Below are 25,843 nucleotides of genomic sequence, written 5' to 3'. Positions count from 1 at the left end.
ATAGCGATGATGCCCATTAGGGGCACAACGCTGGCTTTCAGGCACAAAAAAGCCGCCTGCTGGCGGCCTCGGCTTAGTGCTCGCGGGTCTTGCTGAACTCGATATCCGGATAGCGTTCCCGGGTCAGATTCAGGTTGACCATGGTCGGGGCTATGTAGGTGAGGTTGTCCCCGCCGTCGAGCGCCAGGTTGACCGACATCTTGCGCTGGAACTCGTCCAGTTTCTTGGCATCCTTGCCATAGACCCAGCGGGCGGTGGAGACGTTTACCGCCTCGTACATGGCGTCCACGTTATATTCGGATTTCAGGCGGGCCACCACCACGTCAAACTGCAGCACGCCGACGGCGCCCACGATCAGGTCGTTGTTGTCGAGCGGGCGAAACACCTGTACCGCGCCTTCTTCCGACAGCTGGACCAGGCCCTTGAGCAACTGCTTCTGCTTGAGCGGATCACGCAGGCGGATACGGCGGAACAGTTCGGGGGCGAAATTGGGGATGCCGGAAAACTTCAGCTCCTCACCCTGAGTGAAGGTATCACCAATCTGGATGGTCCCATGGTTATGCAGGCCGATGATATCGCCGGCAAAGGCTTCTTCCGCCCGCTCCCGGTCGCCGGCCATAAAGGTCACAGCGTCGGAAATGCTGACCGTCTTGCCGAGGCGCACGTGCTTCATCTTCATGCCCTGACTGTATTTGCCGGAAACGATGCGCATGAAGGCGATGCGGTCCCGGTGCTTGGGATCCATATTGGCCTGTATTTTGAACACGAAGCCGGAGAACTTCTCTTCGCCCGCTTCCACCTCGCGCTCATGGGTCTGTCGCGGCATCGGCGCCGGCGCCCAGGACGTCAGGCCGTCGAGCATATGATCGACCCCAAAGTTGCCGAGCGCAGTACCGAAGAACACAGGGGTCAGCTCACCGGACAGGAATAGCTCCTTGTCGAATTCGTGGGAGGCGCCCATCACCAGCTCAAGCTCTTCCCGCAGTTGCTCGGCCAGATCGCTGCCCACCGCCTCATCCAGCTCGGGGTTGTCCACGCCCTTGACGATGCGTACATCCTGAATTGCATGGCCCTGACCGGTCCTGTAGAGGATGGTTTCATCCCGGTGCAGGTGGTATACCCCCTTGAACAGCTTGCCGCTGCCGATGGGCCAGGTAATGGGGGCACACATGATCTTGAGCTCGTTTTCCACTTCATCCAGCAGTTCCATGGGATCGCGGATGTCGCGGTCGAGCTTGTTCATAAAGGTGACGATGGGGGTATCGCGCAGCCGGGTCACCTCCATCAACTTGCGGGTTCTGTCCTCGACGCCCTTGGCCGCATCGATCACCATCAGGCAGGAGTCCACCGCAGTCAGGGTGCGATAGGTGTCTTCCGAGAAATCCTCATGACCGGGGGTATCGAGCAGGTTGACCAGGCTGTCATTGTAGGGGAACTGCATCACCGAGGTGGTCACCGAGATCCCCCGCTCTTTTTCCATTTCCATCCAGTCGGACTTGGCATGCTGGCTGGACCCCCGTCCCTTGACGGTACCGGCGGTCTGAATCGCACGCCCGTGCAGCAACACCTTTTCGGTAATGGTGGTTTTACCCGCATCCGGGTGCGAAATGATGGCGAAAGTACGGCGTTTGGCGACTTCGTGCAAAAATTGCGGTGATGACATGGTCGACGATCTTCTACTTTGATGATGGAGCCAAGGCGGCAGGGCACGCCTCACTCGATGAACGACAGATAAACTGCACCTATTGTCTCTGATCCGCAGCGGATCCTCAATCAACAGATCGCACCACCGCAATGGCACCTGTCGGCCACCACCGACTCGCTTTGCCCCGGGCTTCCGGCTCGCTCGGGGTTCCCCCTTCTCCGACATGCCGTTATCATGGCGCTTTCAACAGATAAGCCTTGTGAACCATGCCCCGTCCCTATTGCCATGGCTGTCAGTTGCCACTGAACGCCTGTCTGTGCCACCACCTTGTTCGCCAGCCCTGTCCTCTCCCCGTGCTGATACTTCAGCATCCGCTGGAAGCGAAGCATGCCAAAAGCACCGTGCCCCTGTTGCGACTTGCCATGCCCGAGCTGCAGGTCCTGGTGGCGGAAACGCTGGATCCCTTGCCTGAGCCGGCAACCGGCCGCTGGTGGTTGCTGTATCCGGACACCCAGGCGCTGGATGTGGATCGGACAGAGCCGGCCCTGCCCCGGGTCGATATAGGCGGGCTGGTGGTACTGGATGGCACCTGGCGAAAAACCCGTCGCCTGCTGCATCTCAATCCCTGGCTGCGGGAACTGCCCGCCCTAAGCTTCAGCCAGGCTCCTACCGGCGCCTATGCGATACGCAAGGGCCCGGGCGGCCAAGCCCTGTCCACCCTGGAAAGCCTGGCTCATGTGCTGCATCGCCTGTCTCCCGAGTTTGCTCCGGAGCCCCTTTATCGGTTGCTGGCAGCCAGGGTCGGATTATTTCAGACACACCAGGGTGCCAGGGACGACGGAGGCTAAGCCAGCCCGGCTTTCCAACCCGCACATCTGTATACAAGAGAACCAATATCAAAGCGAATACGTTATCGCCCTTTTTTGTATTCGCTGACTTCCAACATCCGCTATCATGATGTCATTAAGCGCAGAACAAGACAAAATACCTTCACGTAAAGCCACTTTGACCCGCCTCGAGAAAAAAATTGCAAGCACCTGATAAAATTGACTTTTAAACACATAATGACGACATATCTCAGGTTTTTTTGACCTCCGGGATAAATTCATTGTTAAATAACATTGACATCCGTCATATAATTGAAAAAAATTCAGATTCAAATTGTCAACATTAACTCACTTAAAGGGTATACAGTTTGAATCAATGGCAGCGTATGTGGTCTCAGCACCCAGCTCAACGCAAGCTGGGCATCTGTTTCGATGCGCTAAGGTCCAAGTAATACATATGAAACAGAGAAGGTAATACCATGGAAGCGTATCTGCTGGAATTTGGTAACTTGTTGCTGAGATGGCTGCACGTCATCGCCGCTATCGCCTGGGTAGGCGAATCCATCTATTTTGTCATGCTCGATAATGGCCTGAAGCCGCCCAAGTCAGAGGCCTGCAAGAAGAAGGGGGTATTTGGCGAAATGTGGGCGGTGCACGGGGGCGGCTTCTACCACAATCAAAAATATGCCAGCAGCCCGGAAGAGCTGCCGGAAGACCTGCACTGGTCGTTCTGGAAATCCTACACTACCTGGCTGTCGGGTTTCGGCCTGTTTGCCCTGCTCTACCTGACCAAGCCCAGTTTTTACCTGGTTAATCCCAACAGCCCCTGGGAATGGGCTGCCAACATGGTCGGCTGGCAGGCCAATATCGCCGCCCTGGCCTTCCTGTTGCTGGGCTGGGTGGTCTATAACGAACTCTGCAAGCGCATCAGTCCGAACATGGAGCGGGACGGTGTCCTGAGTGTTGCCGTCGCCGTGATGATGGTCGGGGTCGCCTACCTGAGCACCCATATCTTCTCCGGTCGAGCCGCCTTCCTGCTGACCGGAGCCGTCATGGCAACTGCCATGTCCGCCAACGTATTCTTCTGGATTATTCCAGGCCAGCGTCGCATGGTGAACGCCATGAAGGCCGGCGAGACACCAAACCCCATCGACGGCAAACGCGGCAAGCAGCGTTCGGTGCATAACACCTACTTCACCTTGCCGGTGGTATTGCTGATGCTCAGCAACCACTACTCCTTCACCTATACCCATGCCGATGCCTGGGTAATTATGTCACTGTTCATCTTTGCCGGTGCCCTTATCCGCCAGTACTTCGTGCTGATGCATGCCGGCAAGCACCAGCCGGCCTACCCGGTTGCCGGCGTGGCGCTGATCCTGGTGGTGGTCTGGCTGGGTGCCCCCACCGGCGCCAAGACCCCCTCCGTCGGCTCGCCCGCCGGCCAGTCGCAGGATGTTTCAGCTACATCCGCCGTGGTAGACGAAGAAGCCATTGGGGCCAGCCTGACCCGGGTACAGGAGATCATGGAAAACCGTTGTGTTCAGTGCCATGCGGCGCAGCCGACCCAGCCGGGCTTTGCCTCTGCCCCCTTGGGCGTACTGCTGGACTCGCCTGAACATCTGACACTGCAGGCCGAGAGCATCAAGCAGGTCACGGCAAGCAAATATATGCCATTGGGTAACATTACCGGGATGACAGACGACGAGCGCGCCGTCATCGCCGCCTGGGATGGCAACTGAGCCCAGGTTAATGCTTTTGCTCCTTTCAGGCTCGCTTCGGCGGGCCTGATTTATTTGTGCCGCCAGCCAGGTTGATACAACAACGGTTCGTAGCCTGCCAATGACACCACCAGCCCCGGTATCGTCCGGTTAACGGGACTGTCCCCCATGCCAATCAATGCACCAGCCCAGAGATAGAGCTATGGGTAACCCCCGGAGATGATGAGCTCTCGATCCCCTGTGATAAGAAACCCTTGTCCGATAAATGCCGCCGCGCTGTTTCAACCTGTAGGTGGCCCAGGCGCCGACGAGCCGAGTCCTCTCCGAGCCCACAGACAAAGACACCGCGTATCTTTCGATACGCGGTGTCGGGACTGCGCAATGTCAGGCCATTATCGAAACATCAGAACAGCTTGATATAGGCCAGGATCAACAGGGCGATAAACAGGGTTTCCAACACTACCAGCAATACCGGCTTCCAGCCCACCGACAGTATGTCTTTCAACTGGGTGCGCACTCCCAGGGCGGCGATCGCCGTCAGCAACAACCAGGAAGAGCTGTCGGCCAGTGGATCGCGAACCTGAGCCGGGATCCAGCCCAGGCTGTTAAGGGTGAAGAGGGCAACAAAGCCCAGCAGGAAGCCCGGTATGGCCACGCCCTTGCCACTGCTCTCACCGCTGTTGCGTGCGGCTCGGCGGATCACCAACCCAATGGTCATCACGATAGGCACCAGCATGGCCACCCGCAGCAGCTTGACGAAGGTACTCAGGTCACCCACCTCACTGGACATGCTGTAACCGGCACCGACCACCTGGGCAACATCATGGATGGTGGCACCGATAAACAGGCCGGACTCCTGGGGGGTAAAGCCCAAGGCGGTACTGATCATGGGGTAGAAAATCATCGCCAGGGTGCTGAGGGTCGTGACGCTGATCACGGTAAATAGGGTATTCCGCTTGGCCTGCTCATCATTAGGCAGCACACTGCTGATCGCCATCGCCGCAGAGGCCCCGCAGATGGCGACGGAACCGCCGGTCAGGGTTCCGAACGACGAAGAAAAGCCCAGCATGCGCGCCATCAGGATGCCGAAACCTATGGTGAGCACCACGGCGGAACATACCATCAGCATCGGCGCCCATCCCAGGGTCAGCACATCTCCGAAGGTAATGCGCAGGCCCAGCAGGGCGACCCCCAGACGCAGCAGGGTCTTGGCCGAGAGTTCCAACCCCGGCAAACAGTTCGGCTCCTGGCTCAGGAAGTTGAAAGCCAACCCCAACAGCAGGGCCATCAGCATGGCCGGCGCCCCATAGTGTTGCGACAAAAAGCTGGCCGCGATCCCTATGGTCACAGAAACACACACTCCGGGAAAATAACGCTTTCTTAGTTCTTCGAGTCTGCGCACTGGGCCTACCGCCTGATTTGTGGTGTCAACTGCCATGTTTACCGCCTTTGCTAAGCTTAGTTCCAGACAACAACAGGGCAAGAACAATCGAGTCTCTTTCCCGCCACGCTGCCATACCTGTTCGTTTCCGTTTTATCGTTATCGGGTAACAGTCACGACAACATGTTAGGAAGGCGGGGTCTGCTAATCCAATGCCTTTTTCTAGGGACATAGTTACTTTTCGGCATACAATGCCTTATCACTCCGTTAACAGGCCTAAGTAATGGAAACCAAGTGGCTACACGACTTTGTCGTCCTGGTCGAACAGGGCAACTTCTCCAAGGCGGCGGAAGCCCGTAATGTGACCCAGCCAGCCTTTAGTCGGCGGATCCGCTCCCTGGAAAACTGGCTGGGTGTGCCATTGGTCAACCGCCATCGCTACCCCATGACACTGACCAAGGCAGGTGACGCTTTTGTCGATCAGGCCAGGATCCTGCTGAGTCAGATCTACGGCATTAAAGATCAGCTGAGACAGACCAGCAACGCATACCAAAGCCTGCGCTTTATTGCCCAGCCTTCGCTCGCGGTCTCGTTTTTCCCCGCCTGGCTGCATGGCCTACGCCCCCGGTTCGGCGACTGCATGGTGAGCCTGAATACCGGCCACTACCATGATGCGGTAGAGCAATTTCTGGCCGGCTCGGTGGATTTCCTGCTGTGCTTCTGCGGCCCAGGGACCGACAGCCCCCTCTCACGCCAGGAGATAGAGCGTATACATGTGGGTCAGGACAGGCTGGTGCCGGTATCCATGCCGGACTCGGAAGGCCGGCCGCGCCATGCCCCGAACCGGGACACGCCGTTGAAATTACTGACCTACCCCAAGGACGCCTATCTGGGTGAGCTGATCCAGCGGGAGTGTCTGAACAGCCTGGGAGAACAGAATTACCAGCCGGTCTGCGAGAATGCCCTGGGAGAAGGACTGAAGGCCCAGGCCCTGCAGGGAGACGGTGCCGCCTGGCTGCCGGCCGGCCTGGTACAACGGGAGATTGAACAGGGCCAGCTGGTGATACTGCCCACACTGCCAGCACCTGTTCTCGATATCACACTCTACCGCATGCACCCGCCCCGCTCCGAAGAAGCCGGACAATTCTGGCACTATGTGCTGGAACAGGTATCTGATACCACAGGATAATGCCGGCACGCCTTGCCCACGCTCGATAAAGAGTCATGACTGCCTGGTTCCTCCGTATTTACCGCCGCATATCCCCTGACAGCACCAGGATAAAAACCGAACGAGTCCATGAATAATGATGTCGATGGCGGCCATTGCGGCCCGCCGGATCGACACGAAATTTTGCAGCGCACTAGCAATTATTAATCAAATAGAAATAAATTTTTATTACATAAAACAAAAAATATATTGCATTGCAAAATAGGGGCTATGCTTTGCGTTGATATATGCAAACCATGATGCCAACAATAACAGGAAACGAACATGAACAAGCTGACTCAAGAGATGTACGGCAAGGTGTGTGTGGTTACCGGTGCCGCCCGTGGCCTGGGCCGAGCCATCAGTGAGCGACTGGCCGAGGCCGGGGCGAAGCAGGTCTATGTGTGTGATATCGACCTCGCGCCGGCCCGTGACTGGCTCGATCAATTTTCCAATGCCACCGGCGTAGAGCTGGATGTCTGCGATCCAGCGGCGTTGACACAACTGAGTACGAGAATCATGGCCGAGCATGGCCGGGTGGACGTGCTGGTCAACAATGCCGGCATCACCCGGGACGCCCTGCTCGACAAGATGACCGAATCCGACTGGGACCTGGTGCTGAACGTCAACCTCAAGGGCGTGTTTCTGGTGACCCAGGCCATGTATACGCTGATGAAGGTACAGAGGCAGGGCGCCATCGTCACCATTTCCTCCATCGTTGGCACCGATGGCAATATTGGCCAGAGCAACTACGCAGCCAGCAAGGGCGGGGTGATCGCCATGACCAAGGGTTGGGCCAGGGAGTTTTCCCGCAATGCTGCCCAGATCCGGGCCAATTGCATCGCCCCCGGCTTTATCAATACCGAGATGACCCGGGCAGTGCCGGAAAAAGTGCTGGAAAAAATGACCACTCGCATCCCGCTGGGAGCACTGGGCGAGCCCCGGGACATTGCCGAGGGCGTGCTATTTCTGGCCAGCGACCGGGCCCGCTATATCACCGGCCAGGTCCTGAAAATCGACGGCGGCCTGGTGTTGTAAACCTGCCTTTGGTGCAACAGTGGCCTGCCGCCCCCCATGGCGGTCGGATGGCGCAGCGGAGTCCCAGGGAGGGGTAGGCGAGGCTGTGCCCGTTGGCTGACGTGCGGCACTACAAGCAGACAAAACAGCCCTACAACACTTCCGCCTGGCTGTTCAGGTGCAGGCGCCGCCGTAGCCGTCGGGCCAGGGCATCTACCAGTACGTTGAGTCCGGCACATACCAGCAGCAGCACCATGGCCCGGTCGAAGCGGAACTCGCTGAACGCAGAATCGATAAAAAACCCCAAGGTAGGAATGCCCAGCATGCCCAGTATCGCCGTTTCCCGGATCAGGTTCTCGAAACGGTACAGGCTGTAGGCCATAAAGGCCCGATACAGCCGCGGCAACGCCTCGAAGCAATACAGGTTTACCCCGCGGACTGCATCCTCCCGTAACACCAGGGTATTAAGGTGATGGCCCAGCAAATGGGCGATGATTGCGCCGTTGTGCAGGCTGAGCGCCAATATCGCCGGCAGCATACCGGGACCAAGCAGCAACATGCCGATAAAGGCCAGCAGGTACTCGGGCAGCGAGCGCATCAGCACCAGCCAGCCGTGGCTCATGATGCGGGTAAGCGGGTTACCGAAGCGGTGGGAAATGGCCGGGAACCACAGCAAGGCCAGCAGAGCGGTGACCATCAGTGCCAGCAGGGCCAGTACCAGGGTATTGAGCAGGCCGGGAACAATTTGTCCATGCCACAGCCCCAGCAGCCAGGGCCAGAGCCCGGCCCAGTCACCAGCACGCAAGGGGGCGGGGATAATGTCTTCGGTGAAGAAGCGCACCATCAATGTCCAGTTCAGGCCGGCCAGCGGCGGTAGCCAGAGTAAGGCCGACAGCAGATAGAGCGGCACCAGGTGGGGCTTTAGCCACCACTTGATGGTGGCGATAATCAGCACCAGGGCGTAGAAATAGCTCGCCGCCTCGCTATAGAAGCCTTGTCGCAGCAAGGATTCCAGGTGGTAGCCCAGGGTCGGCAGCCCGATAAAGCCCAGCACCGCCGAGCTGCGGATGCCGCATTCCAGGCGGTAGCCGGTATAGGTGGCCATTTGACGCCAGCACAGAGGCAACTGGAGATACAGCAACCGAGACCAATGGCCCAGGTCGGGAGCCAGCGCCTGCTCCGGTGCCGGATCCGCCTCCTCGAATAATTCGCCGTAGATCTTGGCGAAGGTACCGGCATAGGGTAACGCGATGGCAAGCACACCGGCCGGCGCCGTCAAGCCCAACAACTGGATAAAGAGCAGCGCCCAGAACAGCTCATGCACCGCCCTGAGCGCCGCTGCCAGCCTGCGAATAGCGGCACTGCGGTAACCGGCCGCCAGCAGTAATCCCAACACGGCGCCCAGGGCCACCCCTTGCAAGGCGAAGGCCAGAGTATTGACGGTGGCAACAAACAGGGTACTGGCCTGGGGCAGGGTCGGCAGCAAAAGGCCTGCCCCCAGGCGGGCCAGCTCACGCCAGGGATCCAGGACGGTAATACTCAGCTCCGCCCAAGGCAGGCACAACAGCGCCAGCAGCACAAACAGCAGGCTGCTACGCACCATGGCCCGTGCTGGTTGGGGGCGGGCCATCAGCCGCGTCGGTACAGGGTGCGCAGCTGGGCCGGAGCCAGCTCGGCAACGGCGCCATCCAGCACTACCCGGCCCTGTCGCAGGCCCACGATGCGGGTGCAGTGCTTCAACGCCTGCTCCACATTATGCAGCGCCAGCACCACCGTCGAGTGGCGGGCACAGACCAGACTCAACAGCTGGCCGGCCTGCCGTTCGTCCAGCGCCGACACCGGCTCGTCACCGATAAAGATGGGCTTTTGCTGATACAGAGCCCGCCCGAGGCTGACCCGGCTCTGCTGCCCCCCGGAAAGCTGTTCGGCGGCTGTCCACAACCGGCCGGCAAGCCCCAGGCTATCCGCCAGCTCGCGGATCTCAGAACGAGGCCCGGCCAGGGGACGTACCAGGTTGGCTAGGTTGTACCACCACGGATTGCGATCAAGCCGTCCCATATAGATATTGTGAAAGGCCGACAACATGGGCACCAGCCCCGGCTGCTGCGGACACCAGGCCACCTCATGGGGCCTCATCTCGCGCAACCGGCGCAGCAGGGTGCTTTTGCCGGCCCCCGACTCGCCGAGCAGGGCAACCTTGTCACCCTGCTTTACCTCAAGCGATAGCTCACTCAATACCGGGGCATCGGCATAGCCCAGGGTGGCCTGGTGGAAGTGGAACAGGCTGGCGCCGTTTTCCATTACTGCTCTGGATCCATGATGCCGATCGACACGGCAGTATCGCGGATGGGGGCATAGTCATCGTTGCTGGCGGTAATAAAGCCGGAGCGCGGGAAGGCCGCCAGCAGCTCGGGCTCCTTCATCTCCAGCAACGCCTGTTGCACCCGCCCCTTGAAGCCTTCACCGAAGCGGGCATCCACATCGCCGCGAATGCTCCACTGGTAATCCGGATAGGCGGGGGTAGCCCAGATCACCCGGACCTTGTGCTCATCGATATTTCCCTTGGCTTTTTCCGCCTCCCACACCGCGTAATTCACCGCTCCCAGCTCGAAGGCGCCGGACTGCACCAGGCTGATGGTGCGGTTATGATCACCGGAAAAACCCACCCGGGAGAACAGCCGCTGCGGAGCCTGGCCGAATTGCTCACGCAGGTAAAACTCGGGCATTAGCCGGCCGGAGGTGGAGCCCTTGTCCCCGAAGGTAAAACGCCTGCCGGCAATCGTCCCGGGCAGTTGCTCCGCGGCTTGCAGGCCGGTGCTGGCATGGGCAATGAAATAGCTGACAAACGCCGTGTCTTCTACCCCCTGGGCGATGGCCTCGCTGCCGGGTACCAACTCGCGGGCCTGCACCCCGGTCAGACCGCCGAACCAGGCCAGCTGCACCTGATCGTTACGAAAGGCGCTCACCGCCGCCGGATAGCTTTTCACCGGAACATATTGCACTGCGACGCCCAGTCGTGCACTCAGGTAGTCGGCAATCTTGCCGAAGCGCTCGGTCAGGTGGCGTTCATCCTGATCCGGGATGGCGGTAAATACAAAGGGTTCGGCCTGAACCAGGCTGCTCAGACACAGGGCTGCCAGCCCCAGCAGGCGAATGCGCAGGGAATCAGTCATGATCAATTCCATTTGATGAGAAGGGCGGCAATTATAGCCTAAAGCCGACCGGGTTCAGAGCCCCAGCCAGCCGTTCATCAGCGTCATATACACCAGGGTGCCGGTCAGGATGCTGAGCAACGCCTGCCGCTGCCACAACTGCAGCACAGCCACCACCCACACGGCAATGAGCTGCGCCTGACCAGCGGCCGGTGTTTCCCAGCGATGTACGCCCATGGCATACAGGGTCAACAGCACCATCATCGCCACCGGCAGCCGCCGTCCCAGCACCTGAATGCGCCTGTGGTGGGCGATAAAGCCCCGCGCCACAAAAGGAAAAGCACGCAGGCCGAAGGTAACTCCCCCCATGATCAGCGCCGCAAGCAGGTAATCCAGATCAGCCATGGGCCACCTCCCCCTTGGGCTCAGGCCAGGCCAGCAACACCAGCACCAGCATCAGGGAAGCCGCCAACAGGAAGTACTCGCTTATCCAGATGCCGGCCACCGCAGCGGCCACCAGCCCCAGAACCACAGCTCCCCAGTCTTTCCTGGCACGGATCTGCTCCACCGCCAGCACGGTAAAGAGCGCGGTCAGAGCAAAGTCCAATCCCTGCAGGCCGGGCGGCAGACCACGTGCCAGCAGCATGCCGATGACGGTGCCCATCACCCAGTAGCTCTGGTTGAACAATACCACCAGCAGCGCTGTCCTGCTGTCTTTTACCTGACCGGATGCGCTGAGCAGTGAATAGGTCTCGTCGGTGATGCCGAAGATAAAATACTGGTGTCCGACGGCGCCCCTCGGGAGCAGATGATAGAGCGACAGCCCGTAGAACAGGTGGCGGAAATTCACCAGCAGCGCCGCCACTGCAAGATCGAGCCAGCCGATGCCGGCCGCCAGCATGCCCACCGCCAGGTATTGCAGGGCACCGGCGTAGACGATGATGCTCATCAAGGGCGCCCAGTACCAGCTCAGGCCCGCATCCACCCACAGTACACCAAACACCGCCCCCAGGGGCAGATAGCCCATCATCACCGGCAGGGTGAGCGGCACCACGCCGCGCCAGCTATTCATGCTCATTACCCCGTAACCTAATAAAACCCCAAACGTTAAGAGATCGGTGGGAACTTATCAAGAACATGGGCCGGTTTGGCAGCATATAAACCGGCTTTTAATGAAACTAGCCTTTTACACAGAGCACCTGCTTTAAGGTATGGACCACCTCGACCAGGTCGTTCTGGTTGGCCATGACGGTGTTGATATCTTTATAGGCAGCGGGAATTTCATCAATCACATGTTTGTCTTTGCGACATTCCACGCCTTGGGTCTGTTGCCTTAACTCACTGACACTAAAACGCTTACGGGCCGCCTTACGGCTCATGCTACGGCCGGCGCCATGGGAGCAGGAACAAAACGAATCCAGGTTACCCTTGCCCCGGACAATATAAGAGCACCCCCCCATACTACCGGGGATAATACCCAGCTGGCCCTTACGCGCGCTGATCGCTCCCTTGCGAGTCACATAGAGCTCGGCGTTAAAATGCTGCTCTTTTGCTACGTAATTATGATGGCAGTTGATGGCCTCTTCGGTTACCTCAAAGGCCGGCAACAAGGGGCGAATGGCTCCGATGATTAATTCCATCATCTGCTGACGATTTATCCAGGCGTAGCGTTGTGCCCAGTCCACCGCCAGGAAATAGTCGTCAAAATAGCGGCTGCCTTCGCGTAGATAGGCCAGGTCCTTGTCGGGTAGCCGGATGTGATGGCGTTGCATTTCCTGGCGCGCCAGTGCGATAAAATAGCGCCCGAGGGCATTGCCAATACCGCGGCTGCCGGAGTGCAGCATAATCCAGACGTTATCGGCTTCATCCAGACATAGTTCAATAAAATGATTGCCTCCACCCAGGGTGCCAATCTGTTGAATCCAGGTTTGCTCGGGCCTGTGCATCATCCTCAACAGGCCGTTGTGCCTGTCGAAAAGCCGGTCTATTTCGGTTTTAAGGGGATGCCAGATCTGCGGGCTTGCCGAGGGCCCTTGATGCTTTTCAGTACCAACCGGTACAGCGTCTTCAATCACACTGCGTACGGGGCGCAGATGATCGGGCAGCTGCGCCGCCGTCAGCGACAGCCTGACGGCGTTCATACCGCAACCGATATCAACGCCCACGGCCGCCGGGATAATGGCGGTGCGCGTCGGAATGACGGTGCCAATGGTGGTACCAATACCCGCATGGATGTCGGGCATGGCGGCAATATGGGGATAAACGATATCCAGCTGTGCCAGCTTTTTAAGCTGCTCCAGGGCCGAGCGCTCCACCTCACCGGTAAAGATCTTCACCGGTCTCAAACCAGAGTGCGGATCTGTGTTCAACTCCAGCTTTATCGGCATACCTCTACCTCATAAGGGGTCAGAAACCCCAGCTAGAGACTGCCCGACTCACTTCCCGATAACGACGCCCGGTTCTTCCCCAATACCGTCTACCACCTGGAAAAATGAAAGGGCACTAGATATTTGACCGCCGCTTCGGTGCCAATATTCCTACAAACCAGCGCGGTCAAATGACCGACGCCTTTTAACCCTGGTTAAAACGGGGCAATCGCCAAGCTTTCTCCGGGATCCCCATAAATAAAAAGGGAGCCGAAGCTCCCTTTGGTTGACCGATTGATGCGGCTTACAGCGCTTTCAGGATATTATCCACGCTATCTTTGGCATCGCCGAACAACATGACGCTGTTTTCGCGGAAGAATAGCGGGTTCTGTACGCCGGCATAGCCGGTGTTCATGGAGCGCTTGAATACCACCACCTGCTGAGCCTTCCACACTTCCAGTACCGGCATGCCGGCGATGGGACTGGCGGGATCTTCCGAGGCCGCCGGGTTGACGGTATCGTTGGCGCCGATCACCAGTACGGTATCGGTATCGTCAAAGTCCTCGTTGATTTCGTCCATTTCCAGCACCACATCGTAAGGCACCTTGGCTTCCGCCAGCAGCACATTCATGTGGCCTGGCAGACGACCGGCAACCGGATGGATACCGAAACGCACGTTGACACCGGCCGCACGCAGCTTGGACACCAGCTCCGCTACCGGATACTGGGCCTGGGCCACCGCCATACCGTAACCCGGGGTGATGATCACCGAGCTGGAGTTTTTCAGGACTTCGGCCACATCTTCAGCATTCACTTCGGTGTACTCGCCGTCTTCCTCTTCACCGCTGGACGCGCTGACACCATCGGTGCCAAAGCCGCCGGCAATGACCGAGATGAAGGAGCGGTTCATCGCCTTACACATGATGTAGGACAGAATCGCACCGCTTGAACCCACCAGCGCACCGGTCACGATCAGCAGGTCATTGGACAGCATAAAACCCGCCGCTGCTGCCGCCCAGCCCGAGTAGGAGTTGAGCATGGAGATAACCACCGGCATATCGGCACCGCCGATGCTGGCCACCAGATGCCAGCCGAAGGCCAGGGCGATCAGGGTCATCACCAGCAGGGCGAAGGTGGAGCCTTCCACCTGCACGAACCAGATCAACAGCAGCGCAGACACCACCAGTGCCGCCAGGTTCAGCTTATGACGATGCGGCAGGGTCAGCGGCTTGGAGGAGATCAGGCCACGCAGCTTGCCGAAGGCAACCACAGAACCGGTGCAGGTCACAGCACCGATAAACACACCGAGGAAAACTTCGGTATTGTGGATGTTGAGGATGGCGCCGGACATATCACCATGATCGATATAGGTGTTGTAACCCACGAACACGGCGGCCAGACCCACGAAGCTGTGCAGCACGGCTATCAGCTCCGGCATTTCGGTCATTTCAACCTTGAGCGCGAAGCGCACACCAATGGCACCACCGATGATCATCGCCAGCAGGATCCAGCCCAGGCCAGTGACCTCGGGGTTGAAGATGGTCGCCAACAGCGCAATGGTCATACCGGCAACGCCAAACCAGTTACCGGCCTTGGCCGACTCCTGCTTGGACAGTCCCGCCAGACTCATGATAAAGAGCACGGCGGCAACGATATAAGATGCAGTAACAAGTCCTTGTGACATTCAATTAGCCCCTTCTAAACATCTTGAGCATACGGTGGGTGACGGTAAAACCGCCAAAGACGTTGATCGAGGCGATCAATACGGCAATAAAGGCGAGGAAGGTGACAAAACCACCTCCTCCCACCTGGGACAGGGCCCCGACCACGATAATGCCGGAAATGGCGTTGGTGACCGACATCAGCGGCGTATGCAGTGAGTGGGACACATTCCAGATCACGTAGTAACCCACGATACAGGCCAGTACGAATACGGTGAAATGGGACAGGAATGCTACCGGCGCCGCAGTGGCCAGCCAGCCGAACAGCACCACGCCGGCTCCACCCAGATAATACTTGAGGTTGCTTGGCTGCTTGGCATGGGGCTCGGCTGCAGCCTGAGGCTTGGCCGCGGCCTTGGGGGCGGCAGATACGCTGATGGCGGGCGGCGGGAAAGTCACTTCACCGTCTTTTACCACCGTCATGTTGCGCAGCACCACGTCGTCGAAATCGACCTTGATATTGCCGTCTTTTTCCTTGCTCAGCAGCTTGGCCAGGTTGACCAGGTTGTTGGCATACAGGGTTGAAGACTGGGTCGGCAGGCGGCCGTTCAGATCCGTATAGCCGATAATCTTGACGCCGTTGTCGGACACAAACAGCTCACCGGGCTTGGTCAGCTCACAGTTACCGCCGTTTTGCGCCGCCAGGTCGACCACGACCGAGCCCGGGGCCATGTTGGCGACCATCTCGGCGGTGATCAGCTTGGGTGCAGGCTTGCCCGGGATCAGGGCGGTGGTGATGATGATATCCACTTCCTTGGCCTGGGCCATGAACAGTGCCATTTCGGCCTCGATAAAGGCCTTGCTCATCTCCTTGGCGTAACCGTCGGAAGAATCTGATTCTTCTTCATAATCGAGTTCCAGGAACTCGGCGCCCATGGAGTTGATCTGCTCTTTTACCTCAGGGCGGGTATCGAAGGCACGCACGATGGCACCCAGGGAGCCGGCGGCGCCGATGGCGGCCAGACCGGCCACACCGGCACCAATCACCAGCACCTTGGCAGGCGGTACCTTGCCGGCGGCGGTGATTTGGCCGGTAAAGAAGCGGCCGAATTCATGGGCGGCTTCCACCACGGCACGATAGCCGGCGATGTTGGCCATGGAGGACAGGGCATCGAGTGACTGGGCACGGGATATACGCGGCACCATGTCCATTGCCATGACGGTGACGCCCTTGGCTTTCAGTTTTTCGACCAGCTCGGGGTTCTGGGCCGGCCAGATAAAGCTCACCAGCGTGGTGCCGGCAACCAGCTTTTCCACTTCCTCGGCGTTAGGGGCATTCACCTTGTAGATAAGGCCGGCCTGCCAGACTTCATCTGAACTTGCCAGGGTGGCACCGACGGCCTGATAGGCGGCGTCGTCGAAACTGGCCTTCAGACCCGCGCCCTGCTCAACACATACATCAAAGCCAAGTTTGCGCAGCTGTTCGACCGACTTGGGGGTCGCCGCCACCCGCGTCTCGCCGTTCAGCGTTTCTCTTGGGATTCCGATTAGCATAATAATTCCCTGATTGATGTTGATATCTCACCGGTACCCCGCAATGCGGGTTACCGGTGACAGGACAGGCTGATCCTTCAACTCTGCCGGGCCAGCCAGCCCTTCCTTACTCCAGCCATTAATAAAGCTTCATTACATCCGCACCATTTCTTTTACATAATAGAAACGAATATTTATTTTTTTAACCTGCATAATGCCAATACTCGTATTCAGGAACATGAAAACAGATCCCGATTAAAGAGTGAATAACGCAGGAAAGAAACAGTGCCGGACGACACTATACTGATTATGGAAGTAAAAGATAAATTGGTCTTTCCTCGGTTCTTAATCGGTAATAACTTTCAATCCTACAAAATCTCGGTATTCACGGCCAGTTTAGAGAGCCGGGTCACAGAAAAAGCGCCATCAATAAAAAAAGGGCCTGACGCCCAGCTTTTTCGGCATAGCTTATATCTTAATAAACGGGTTTTTATTGTGCTCCGGCAGCACAAGTTCGATTACACACCCTATTGTGAGGGCCATAGTTCCGGCCCCACCCGGGGGCCCCGCTTAATAGGAACTGACCACGACCAGAAATATCTACGTCAAGGGTATAAATAATCGATACAAATACCGCCACATGTGGAGATGGAGAGCAGAAACCCTATAAGCATGCTCTCCGCGCCAGGGTCGGACATGCTCCTGCCGTTCCGCCATTCCTGGCGGTCAGGTGCGCGGCTGAGCCCCCATGGGGCAGCCTGCACACCCAGTCGTGCCACGACAACATCATGAGCATATCGGAATACCCCTGGACTACGGCGAGTCTGCCCTCAGACCAGCACTCCCCAGCACAAGTCAGGAGCCGTTATCTTACAAATAGATACCAATAACCGAATAACAGGTTAAAGCCGGCAAAAAACAGGATGCCCGCCCAGCACAATGCCACCATCGCAGGTCCGAGCCGGTACTGTTGTGGTACATTGCTCAGCTTCATCAGCCGGTAATTCAGCCAGGAAAAGACCAGGGCGCTGATAAAGGCGGAAACCATGGCAAACTCCAGCATCGCCAGCAAGGCTCCCTTGAAGAACATGATAATCAGCGCACCAACCAGTCCCATTGCTATCATCAGGGGGTAGGTATATCGGCTGCCATGGCCGGTCGGCCGGCTGCCTCTGGGCTGGCCGAATTGCACAAAACATTCACTCAGGGCACGACTATAACCGTCAAGCACGGTCACCGTGGTCGAAAACATGCACATGAAGGCGATCAGGGCGATCAGCCAGCGACTCCATTCCCCCATCACGCTGGCGTAAACATCGACCAACTGATGGGCGAACGCCAGTCCGGAGGTCGCCAGGGGCCGGTCACTGCCATGCAGCACCAGGGCGCCTAGCGCCACAAAGGCGATGGCCAGTATCGTGGAGGTAATATAACCGACGTTAAAATCGATCAGTGCATCTTTGTAACCCAGTTCATCACCCAATGCCTTTTTCTTCTGCCGCAGCCAGACACTGTTCCAGGAAGACAGCTCGATCGGTGCCGGCATCCAGCCCATCAGCGCTACCAAGAAGCCAACAGCCGCCAGGTTCCAGGGACTGGGAGAGACGAACTCGGGCGGAGCTACACCGCCTTTGTTGAGGGCAATAAACACGGCGGTAACAGTGGCGATGGCCAGACCGACGATGATCCACTTGGTGACCCTGTCCAGCACCTTGTAATGGCCGGTGATCAAGAACACCAGCGAGCCAGCCAGCACTATCATACTGAGCTGGGTCACATTCAGGCTGTCTCCCACAAACAGCCCCAGGATACTGCCGCAGAGCATGGCCACCCCGGCGGTACTGACCACGGCGGCGAAGATATTCAGCAGGGTAAACAGATACAGGTAGCCCCGACCAACCCGATCATATCCCTGGATCAGGGTTTCGTCGGCCGCCATGGTGTAGCGGGCGCCAATCTGGAAGAAAGGGTATTTCAGCAGGTTAACAAGGATTATCAGGCCAACCAGTTGCCAGCCGTAGATGGCCCCGGCCTGGGTAGAGGCCACCAGGTGTGAACCACCAATGGCCGCGGCGGCAGCCAGGATGCCCGGCCCCAACACCCGCAGATAGTGGCTTATGCTACGTGGCTTGCTCTCGGCCACCTCGACTGACTCTACCATCTTACTTTCCCGCCTTTTTGGTTTTACTTTCATCTAAAAAGAAGGGTAAAAAGCCATAAGCCACAGGTGAAAGCAACTGCTTTTTTCAGACGGCAGGCAGACAAAAAAGAATAAACAACCGCATATTAAATAAAATTAAATATTAAACTCCACTTTATAAATCATTACCTTTCCTCATGCTTTATAATCTATAAAAAGCAATATTTAATGCCACCCGAAGATTGTAAAAGGCGAGGCAAAACTCAGCGGCCTGTGTGGTGAACAAATCAACCGGTTTTACTCCCTGGCCAGCAACCAGTTGCCGGGTTCGGGATGGCGTCCTTCCAGCGTAAAGGGGATGGACTCCAGCCCCTTGCCATTGTTGATTTGCAGGGCGAAATGCAGGTGCGGGCCCGAACTGTAGCCGGTATTTCCCGAGGCAGCCACCCGCTCACCGGCACGTACCCTGGCGCCTTCCGGCACCAGGATGGAGCCGGTCTGAATATGGGCATACAGACTCATGGTTCCGTCGTCGTGCAGCAGGCGCAGATAGTTGGTACGCCGCCGATACTCGGCTTTCAAGCCACCGCCCACATGATGGTCCACCGCATCCATCACTATGCCATCCTTGGTGGCCACCAGGGGCGTTCCCACGGGCAGAGCGATATCCAGCGCATAGCGATTGGCGGTTCTGTGGTGACTGTAGTCACCGTTAAAACCCTGGGTGATACGGTAACGCCCGATAAAGGGCATCCCTATATCCCTGGCCCCAGCCGGAGCTCGCAGCTCAGGCGCCTGACGCATCGGCTCTCTGGTCAGCCCGCGAATGATTTCCGGCCTGGGCCTGACCCTGTTTTCATCCAGGCGGCTGTCAAACGACGCCATCAGCATCCGTTTCCCCGGCATATAGGCAAAACCATAGTCATAACGCCAGTGACCTGGCTGAAGTGGTGTCAGCTTGCCGATAAACTTTTCTTCCCGGGGAGCCAGGCGGATGGCCTGCAACAGGCGCTCGGGGATCTGCACATTTTCCTGGCGTGGAAAACTCAAGGTCAGCTTGGCAGGACCGAATAATCGGTTGAGGGCAAAAAAGTAGTGGCCATCGGGCTTTTCCAGCACCCGAATCAGCACCCCATCTTCGTTGATTTCATCTTCCAGCCAGAGATCCGGCTCAAAATCGACCGAACTCAGATAGCTGTCGGTGTAATGGATCACCCCAGAGGCGTCCTGGTAACGGTAGATGTTGGCGTTGATGCTCATCGGCAGCAACAACAGCCAGCTCCAGAGAAAAAGCGGTAAGCCACTCATTTGGCATCCTTGCTCGAGTGTTTGACCTTAAGTATAGGTAAGCTACAGCGCTTTTTGCATGATAACAGCGTCTTCCCGGCCCTGGGCCGAGCTGTAGTACGCCTTGCGTCTTCCCTGCTCTACAAAACCGACCGACAGATACAGTCGCCGGGCGGCTTGGTTGGATTCCCGTACTTCCAGCCACAGCTGGGACACCTGCCGAGCCATCGCAGATTCGATATACAAGGTCATCAGCCGGCGGCCCAGCCCCCTGCCCTGGCAAGGAGGTGTCACGCAGACATTCATCAGGGTGCTTTCATCCAATACCTGATCGGCGATATAGAAGCCCAGCAGGGTTTGTCCCTGCCACAGGGAGCCGGAGAAATAACGCTCGGAAAAACAGCTGGCCAGCAGCTGGCGACTCCAGGGAGTGGAGTGAGCCGCCTGCTCCAACGCCAGCATTGCATCCAGGCAATCGGGGGTCAGCGGTCGATAGTCAGGCTGCACAGGCAACTCCATAACCGACGCTTGTGTTCAACCGTCAGCGGCAGGGCGCCGGACCAGGTCAAGTCACCACTGTCTTCCAGGTTAAACCCCAGTGTCGCCGGCGCCACTGGGCACCCGGCTTTCCTCCAGTCCCGTTCACTCAACTGCTGCACCTGCCCAGGCTCCAGCATCAGCGCCCTGAGCAGATCGGCAAGCAGTTGTTCGGGAAGCCGCTCCCCTTCCCCCACCACCAATAGCAGCTGTGCCGGTGCGGCGACCGGCTGTGGCGCATAAGGCAGCCGTTCGGGATGGGTACATTGCCAGAGCGGCAAGCCCAGACTTGTTAGTAATTGTGTTTGCAATGGCGTCATCGGGCCACTCTATAACGTCCATAACGCAAAAAGCCAGCATTAAGCTGGCTTTTTGATTGTGATTTGGCAGGGGCGGAGGGATTCGAACCCCCAACCGTCGGTTTTGGAGACCGCTGTTCTACCAATTGGAACTACGCCCCTGCAACACGAGGCGAATTATAGCGAGACACGATCAAAGGTAAAGCGCTTTTTCGCACCTTTCGACGCGTTCGCTCAGCTTTTCGCCTATTCTCCTTTAAAAAACAGCCAGTGTTTTGATTTGACGGTGTAATTCTCTATAATCTGCACGACTTGCAGCCGCCCGGAGCCTTTGATGTCCCCTTCCTTTTTCCTGCACCAGGCCAACACACAGCTCGTGCCGAACGGGATGCTCTGCGATTGCAATCGATTAGCTCTAATGGCCCCGCTCCGGGGCTTTTTTACGGTCACAACTTCACCTAAAGAGCCTTGCTGATGGCAAACCCCCTATTTCAAAAGCATGTTATCTCTATCTCCGACTTTACCCGAGCCGAGCTGGAACTGGTGATCGATACGGCGGTCAAGCTCAAGTCCCACCCGAGGCCCGAACTACTCAGACACAAAGTGGTCGCCAGTTGCTTCTTCGAGGCCTCCACCCGTACCCGGCTGTCGTTCGAAACGGCTGTGCACCGGCTCGGCGGCGCCGTGATCGGCTTCTCGGACAGCGGCAGCACCTCGCTGGCCAAGAAAGGCGAAACCCTGGCCGATTCGGTGAAAATCATCAGCTCCTATAGTGACGCCTTTGTGATGCGTCATCCCCAGGAAGGTGCAGCCCGGCTGGCCGCCGAGTTTTCCTCGGTACCGGTGATCAATGCCGGTGACGGCTCCAACCAACATCCCACCCAGACCCTGCTGGATCTGTTCACCATCTACGAAACCCAGGGCACACTGCAGGGGCTGACCGTCGCCTTTGTGGGAGATTTAAAGTACGGCCGCACAGTGCACTCCCTGACCCAGGCACTGAGCCTGTTCGGCTGCAAATTCTATTTTATCGCCCCCCAGGCACTGGCCATGCCCGATTACCTGTGTGACGAGCTGACCGAGAAAGGCATTAATTTCGAGTTCCGGGACAGCATGGAAGAGGTAATGGACGAGCTGGACATCCTCTATATGACCCGAGTGCAGAAAGAGCGCTTCGACGAAACCGAGTACATGCATGTGGCATCCAAATATGTACTGAACCCGGAAGTGCTGGACAATGCCAAAGACAGCCTCAAGGTGCTGCATCCCCTGCCCCGCGTCGACGAAATCACCGCCGAGGTGGATGACACCCCCTACGCCTATTATTTCGAGCAGGCAGAAAACGGCGTTTACGCCCGTCAGGCCCTGCTCGCCCTGGTGCTGAACGAGAGCCTGTGAGAGCCATGATGAACAAAAACCAACTGCAAGTTGAAGCCATCAACAACGGCACCGTCATCGACCATATACCGGCGGGGCAAGGTATCAAGATACTGCAACTGTTCGGGCTTGCCGATACCCATGAGAAGATCACCGTCGGCCTGAACCTGCCCTCCAAGGCATTCGGCGCCAAGGATATCATCAAGGTGGAAAACACCCGCCTGTCCGCCGTCCAGGCCAATCAGCTGGCATTGTTCGCTCCCCATGCCACCGTGAATCTGATCGAGGATTTTGAAGTGGTGGAAAAGCTGCAGCTGCAATTACCGGAAAAGGTGGAAGGTGTTTTCTCCTGTCCCAACTCCAACTGCATCAGCCACAACGAGCCGGTTACCAGCAAGTTCAAGGTGCGGGCAGTGGACGGTCAAGTGCGCTTTCGCTGTCGCTACTGCGAGAAATCCTTCCATCGCGACATGATGGTGGTGTAAATACCAAGGGCCCGGCAATACCGGGCCCTTGGTGTTTCAGGGCAGGTCGAACACCAGCGCCCGAATCGGCTGGATAGCGGTAAACGTCAGCAGATCTTCGTCACTAAGGGCAGCGCCATCACCGGGTTGCAGCCGTGTGCCGTTCACCTCAAGCTCTCCGTCGATCAACTGCACCCAAGCCTTACGACCGGGATTCAGCCTCAGCTCGTGACTCTCGCCCGTTACCAGCAGCAGCTGATAGAGTCGCATATCCTGTTTGATGACCAACGATCCCTCGGTGCCGTCCGGGCTGACCACCAGGGTCAGCCCAGGGACCCGGCCGAAGTTGTTCTGCTGGTAGCCGGGAGCGCCGCCGCTGGCGTTGGGCTCTATCCAGATCTGCAGGAACGTCAGTGGCTCGGTTGACGAAGGATTGAACTCGCTGTGCAAGATACCGCTGCCGGCGGACATCAGCTGGAATTCCCCCGCACTCAATATTTCTTCGTTTCCGGAGCTGTCCCTATGGGCTATCTTCCCCTGCAGCACATAGCTGATGATCTCCATGTCTTTGTGGCCATGGGTATCGAATCCCGTTCCCGGCGCCACCCTGTCGTCGTTGATCACCCGCAGCCGGGAGAAGCCCAGCTGCGCCGGATGGTAGTAGCTGCCGAAGGAGAATGTGTGCCGGCTTTGGAGCCAACCAAAGTTGACCCTGCCGCGTTCATCCGCTTTCCTGATGCTGATCATCATGCCCCCTTATGCCAAACGCCTGTGCAACAGCTCATCCAGACCCAGCCTGCCGGCCCCCGAGAACAACAGGGAAACAGACGCCGCCAGCAGCGCCAGGCCGAACTCGTAGCCGCCGTTGCTCATAAACAGGCCATTCTCTAGGTGCACCGCCAAGATGGCCACCAGCATGGTCGCCGCCAGGCTCAGAGCCGCCGCTCTAGTGAGCAACCCGAGCAGGATAAAAAGACCACCGAAAAACTCTCCCGCCCCGGCCATAAAGGCCATCAGCATGCCCGGTTCCAGCCCGATTGAGGCCATGAACTGGCCGGTGCCTTCAAGGCCATAGCCGCCGAACCAGCCGAACAGCTTCTGGGCGCCGTGGGCCATGAAGATGATGCCCACCGGCAGCCGCAACGCCAGCGCGCTCCAACCGGCCTGAGACTGGAGTACGGAGATCAGGAAAGACTTGTTCATGATTTACCTCTTCATAAAATTTGAAAAAAACTGGTGAGATTAAAGCGTACTCAAGTAGTAATCTATTGAGATTGAGAGCAGTTTAACGAAGAGGTTGGCAGTAAAAAACCGGAATGATTTGGCGATATTATTGAACAAATTTGAATAACATCACCGAGCTCACCCGAATCTAGCGGGCTCGGCAACATGGGGCAGATAAGCCAGACTCCTGCCCACTATTGCAGGAGCCTGATGTTTCAAGGCTGCAATGCCCGACCAATCAGGGCCTGTGTCGTCGGGCTGAAAGGGATCTGCAGCGCGGCGGCATGCCCTTGCTCCGACATCTTGAGCCAGGTTTTGTGGATGATACCGATCAACTTTTCATCATCGTGTTTGGCGGCAAATTCGTCCAAATAAAATCGCATAAATACCAGGCAGGCCACGTCTTCCAGGGTTTGGGCTTCTGCATCGCGCTTCAGCTGCTTTTTCAGCAACAGGCTGGACACTCGGGACTGATCCTCTTCACCATAGCCGGCAGCCGCCATCAACTTAGCGGTCAACTCTGCGTGAAATCGGGCCAAATCGGTACGCCAATGCTTGTAACCCGCCCTGTCCATGGGGTAATTGGTGCGGGGGATGGTCCAGCGTTTGATATGCTGCGCCCGACAGGCAATTTGCAGATGTTCGGAGGCATCCGGTTGCAGGCTGCTCAACTGTTCGCTCATGCGCAGGCCATAGAGATATTCACCGGCATAGCTTTGACCATCAAGGGTAACCTGATGGGGGTCCTGGCAGTTTTCCGTATCGATTGCGGATAAGACCTGTTGTAAGGGTGTCAATTGACTCATGGCATCACTTCCTGTTCTCGGCAAATACCCTATTCTCTGGTGTTTTCAAATAGTTGGAAAGTGTTATTCGAAACCTTAATCAGGTAACAACCAAAGCCCCGTCCAAATGGACGGGGCCGGTAAAAATAGGGTGTTCACAGGATGAAGCAACATTTGCCTAATAAGGCTTGATTCGCAGTTACAGATCGGTCATCAGTTCTTCATATTCCTCGATGGCATCATCGATGATCTCACAGAGCTCAAGCGCGTCTTTACGTGAAAGCGTCAAACTGAGCTCTTTGTGGGTTACACTGTCACCCTCTTCACAAATTAGCTGTACTCCCTGACGGCTCTCCTTGAAATGAACATGCTCAAACTCACTGGATAGGTGTTGGTTTTTTTCAGGAATATCAATTTCCAGCATGCCTGTGGGGTTCACCACAATATTGGCATGAAGAGGCTCAGTACTTTGTAAGGTATAGCAACGCTGCCTGGCTAACATCTCTATCTCCTTTACAGTTTCAAACCCACGAACATAGTAGAACAAAAAACAACCAACTTAAAAGACAACCCACCATGCGTTGTAAAAAATTCTTAGCATGGCGTTTTAATACTCTTGGAGTATTAGCTGAATACTCTCTATCTCGTAAATAAATGAAATATCAAAGAGTTGGCTATCTCATCGGTCAGTGTCTTCAAACGCTAATCATAGCGATCACCCACCCAGCAGACGCCGCCATGGCAAATGAGCCAAATAAAGATAGCTCAAACACCACAAGCTGCAAGTCGTCGATATCCCGGACTCAGCCAGAGATAGCAAGACGATCCTGACCGTTAGTTCCAGACTTTGATGTAATGGTGGAGTGGCAAACGCAGCGCGTTTGAGGGCCGAGCGGTACGACACCGACCTCATCCAGCCGGTCCGGTGCAGCCGGAAATGAAAAAGCCCTGACCGTTAGGTCAGGGCTTTTAAATGATGACGGAGTGGCAAACGCACCGCGTTTGAAGGCGAAGGTGCGCAGCACCGACATCATCCAGCAAGTCCGGCGTAGCCAATACGAAAAAACCCCAGCCAATCGGCTGGGGTTTTGAGTAATGGCGGAGCGGACGGGACTCGAACCCGCGACCCCCGGCGTGACAGGCCGGTATTCTAACCAACTGAACTACCGCTCCGCAAAAGCTGTGTAGTACGGGGACTAAATTGGGTGCCTGGCAGTGACCTA

At 57.2% G+C, this 25,843-nt stretch carries 24 protein-coding genes and 2 tRNA genes; 6 read left to right on the top strand and 20 right to left on the bottom strand.

The annotated features are described in order from the left end of the window. Nucleotides 1-73 precede the first annotated feature (73 nt). On the bottom strand, nt 74-1,663 hold the full coding sequence (gene prfC, locus DCS96_RS16825) for a peptide chain release factor 3 (RefSeq protein ID WP_116475571.1): 1,590 nt from the start codon (nt 1,661-1,663) through the stop codon (nt 74-76). Nucleotides 1,664-1,911: 248 nt separating this feature from the next. Here prfC and DCS96_RS16820 point away from each other — a divergent pair, with 248 nt between their 5' ends. Next, nucleotides 1,912-2,493, top strand: a complete 582-nt coding sequence (locus DCS96_RS16820; protein WP_116475570.1) for a tRNA-uridine aminocarboxypropyltransferase — start codon at nt 1,912-1,914, stop codon at nt 2,491-2,493. A gap of 458 nt (nt 2,494-2,951) precedes the next feature. Further along, nucleotides 2,952-4,211: a urate hydroxylase PuuD gene (locus DCS96_RS16815; protein WP_116475569.1), complete on the top strand. Its 1,260-nt coding sequence runs from the start codon at nt 2,952-2,954 to the stop codon at nt 4,209-4,211. A gap of 382 nt (nt 4,212-4,593) precedes the next feature. Here DCS96_RS16815 and DCS96_RS16810 read toward each other — a convergent pair whose 3' ends face one another. After that, on the bottom strand, nt 4,594-5,628 hold the full coding sequence (locus DCS96_RS16810) for a YeiH family protein (RefSeq protein WP_116475568.1): 1,035 nt from the start codon (nt 5,626-5,628) through the stop codon (nt 4,594-4,596). Between the two features lie 226 nt (nt 5,629-5,854). On the opposite strand from DCS96_RS16810, the gene DCS96_RS16805 reads away from it, so the two are divergent. Continuing rightward, entirely contained in the window at nt 5,855-6,760 is a 906-nt protein-coding gene (locus DCS96_RS16805; RefSeq protein WP_116475567.1) for a LysR substrate-binding domain-containing protein, read from the top strand. 303 nt (nt 6,761-7,063) lie between these two features. Beyond that, complete coding sequence (locus DCS96_RS16800) at nt 7,064-7,816, top strand: beta-ketoacyl-ACP reductase (RefSeq protein ID WP_198650117.1); 753 nt, start codon at nt 7,064-7,066, stop codon at nt 7,814-7,816. A 130-nt stretch (nt 7,817-7,946) separates the two neighbouring features. On the opposite strand, the gene DCS96_RS16795 is transcribed toward DCS96_RS16800, so the two are convergent. From DCS96_RS16795 to DCS96_RS16730, 13 genes are all read right to left on the bottom strand, one after another. Beyond that, a complete protein-coding gene (locus DCS96_RS16795) occupies nt 7,947-9,425 on the bottom strand; it encodes a PhnE/PtxC family ABC transporter permease (RefSeq protein WP_232818308.1) in 1,479 nt (492 codons plus the stop codon). Next, on the bottom strand, nt 9,425-10,096 hold the full coding sequence (locus DCS96_RS16790) for an ATP-binding cassette domain-containing protein (RefSeq protein WP_116475565.1): 672 nt from the start codon (nt 10,094-10,096) through the stop codon (nt 9,425-9,427). The genes DCS96_RS16795 and DCS96_RS16790 overlap by 1 nt, the downstream gene beginning before the upstream one ends. Next, nucleotides 10,096-10,968, bottom strand: a complete 873-nt coding sequence (locus tag DCS96_RS16785; RefSeq protein ID WP_116475564.1) for a putative selenate ABC transporter substrate-binding protein — start codon at nt 10,966-10,968, stop codon at nt 10,096-10,098. The genes DCS96_RS16790 and DCS96_RS16785 overlap by 1 nt, the downstream gene beginning before the upstream one ends. Before the next feature lie 54 nt (nt 10,969-11,022). After that, complete coding sequence (locus DCS96_RS16780) at nt 11,023-11,352, bottom strand: branched-chain amino acid transporter permease (RefSeq protein ID WP_116475563.1); 330 nt, start codon at nt 11,350-11,352, stop codon at nt 11,023-11,025. Beyond that, nucleotides 11,345-12,019, bottom strand: coding sequence for an AzlC family ABC transporter permease (locus DCS96_RS16775; protein WP_116475562.1), 675 nt, complete (start codon nt 12,017-12,019; stop codon nt 11,345-11,347). Before DCS96_RS16775 ends, DCS96_RS16780 begins: the two co-directional genes overlap by 8 nt. Before the next feature lie 106 nt (nt 12,020-12,125). After that, complete coding sequence (locus DCS96_RS16770) at nt 12,126-13,334, bottom strand: RtcB family protein (RefSeq protein WP_116475561.1); 1,209 nt, start codon at nt 13,332-13,334, stop codon at nt 12,126-12,128. Between the two features lie 283 nt (nt 13,335-13,617). Further along, a complete protein-coding gene (pntB, locus tag DCS96_RS16765; RefSeq protein ID WP_116475560.1) occupies nt 13,618-14,997 on the bottom strand; it encodes a Re/Si-specific NAD(P)(+) transhydrogenase subunit beta in 1,380 nt (459 codons plus the stop codon). A gap of 4 nt (nt 14,998-15,001) precedes the next feature. Beyond that, complete coding sequence (locus DCS96_RS16760; RefSeq protein ID WP_116475559.1) at nt 15,002-16,528, bottom strand: Re/Si-specific NAD(P)(+) transhydrogenase subunit alpha; 1,527 nt, start codon at nt 16,526-16,528, stop codon at nt 15,002-15,004. Nucleotides 16,529-17,372: 844 nt separating this feature from the next. Then, complete coding sequence (locus DCS96_RS16750; protein ID WP_116475557.1) at nt 17,373-18,668, bottom strand: Nramp family divalent metal transporter; 1,296 nt, start codon at nt 18,666-18,668, stop codon at nt 17,373-17,375. A gap of 276 nt (nt 18,669-18,944) precedes the next feature. Beyond that, complete coding sequence (locus tag DCS96_RS16745) at nt 18,945-19,955, bottom strand: peptidoglycan DD-metalloendopeptidase family protein (protein WP_116475556.1); 1,011 nt, start codon at nt 19,953-19,955, stop codon at nt 18,945-18,947. A gap of 42 nt (nt 19,956-19,997) precedes the next feature. Beyond that, nucleotides 19,998-20,441, bottom strand: coding sequence for a ribosomal protein S18-alanine N-acetyltransferase (gene rimI / locus DCS96_RS16740; RefSeq protein WP_232818307.1), 444 nt, complete (start codon nt 20,439-20,441; stop codon nt 19,998-20,000). Continuing rightward, on the bottom strand, nt 20,417-20,791 hold the full coding sequence (locus DCS96_RS16735) for a DNA polymerase III subunit psi (RefSeq protein ID WP_116475555.1): 375 nt from the start codon (nt 20,789-20,791) through the stop codon (nt 20,417-20,419). Before DCS96_RS16735 ends, rimI begins: the two co-directional genes overlap by 25 nt. Nucleotides 20,792-20,855: 64 nt before the next feature. Next, a tRNA-Trp gene (locus tag DCS96_RS16730) sits at nt 20,856-20,932 on the bottom strand. 312 nt (nt 20,933-21,244) lie between these two features. Here DCS96_RS16730 and pyrB point away from each other — a divergent pair. Both pyrB and pyrI read left to right on the top strand, forming a co-directional pair. Beyond that, nucleotides 21,245-22,168 (top strand): aspartate carbamoyltransferase, encoded by a 924-nt coding sequence (gene pyrB / locus DCS96_RS16725; RefSeq protein WP_116475554.1) that lies wholly within the window; start codon nt 21,245-21,247, stop codon nt 22,166-22,168. Between the two features lie 5 nt (nt 22,169-22,173). Beyond that, entirely contained in the window at nt 22,174-22,632 is a 459-nt protein-coding gene (gene pyrI, locus DCS96_RS16720; RefSeq protein WP_116475553.1) for an aspartate carbamoyltransferase regulatory subunit, read from the top strand. A 36-nt stretch (nt 22,633-22,668) separates the two neighbouring features. Here the strand turns inward: pyrI and DCS96_RS16715 are convergent, their stop codons facing one another. The 5 genes from DCS96_RS16715 to DCS96_RS16695 form a co-directional block, all read right to left on the bottom strand. Beyond that, on the bottom strand, nt 22,669-23,358 hold the full coding sequence (locus DCS96_RS16715; RefSeq protein ID WP_116475552.1) for a pirin family protein: 690 nt from the start codon (nt 23,356-23,358) through the stop codon (nt 22,669-22,671). 9 nt (nt 23,359-23,367) lie between these two features. Next, nucleotides 23,368-23,814 carry a DoxX family protein gene (locus DCS96_RS16710; protein WP_116475551.1) on the bottom strand — a complete coding sequence of 149 codons (447 nt, stop codon included), beginning with the start codon at nt 23,812-23,814 and terminating at the stop codon, nt 23,368-23,370. A gap of 236 nt (nt 23,815-24,050) precedes the next feature. Then, entirely contained in the window at nt 24,051-24,641 is a 591-nt protein-coding gene (locus tag DCS96_RS16705; RefSeq protein ID WP_116475550.1) for a DUF4202 domain-containing protein, read from the bottom strand. Nucleotides 24,642-24,819: 178 nt separating this feature from the next. Further along, on the bottom strand, nt 24,820-25,122 hold the full coding sequence (locus DCS96_RS16700; protein ID WP_116475549.1) for a hypothetical protein: 303 nt from the start codon (nt 25,120-25,122) through the stop codon (nt 24,820-24,822). Between the two features lie 594 nt (nt 25,123-25,716). After that, nucleotides 25,717-25,793 (bottom strand) — tRNA-Asp (locus DCS96_RS16695). Nucleotides 25,794-25,843: the final 50 nt, after the last annotated feature.

This window comes from Zobellella maritima (assembly GCF_003075035.1).
Classification (GTDB): domain Bacteria; phylum Pseudomonadota; class Gammaproteobacteria; order Enterobacterales; family Aeromonadaceae; genus Oceanimonas; species Oceanimonas maritima.
Note: the sequence above shows the minus strand (reverse complement) of the source record. Positions and strands in the feature narration are given on the sequence as shown.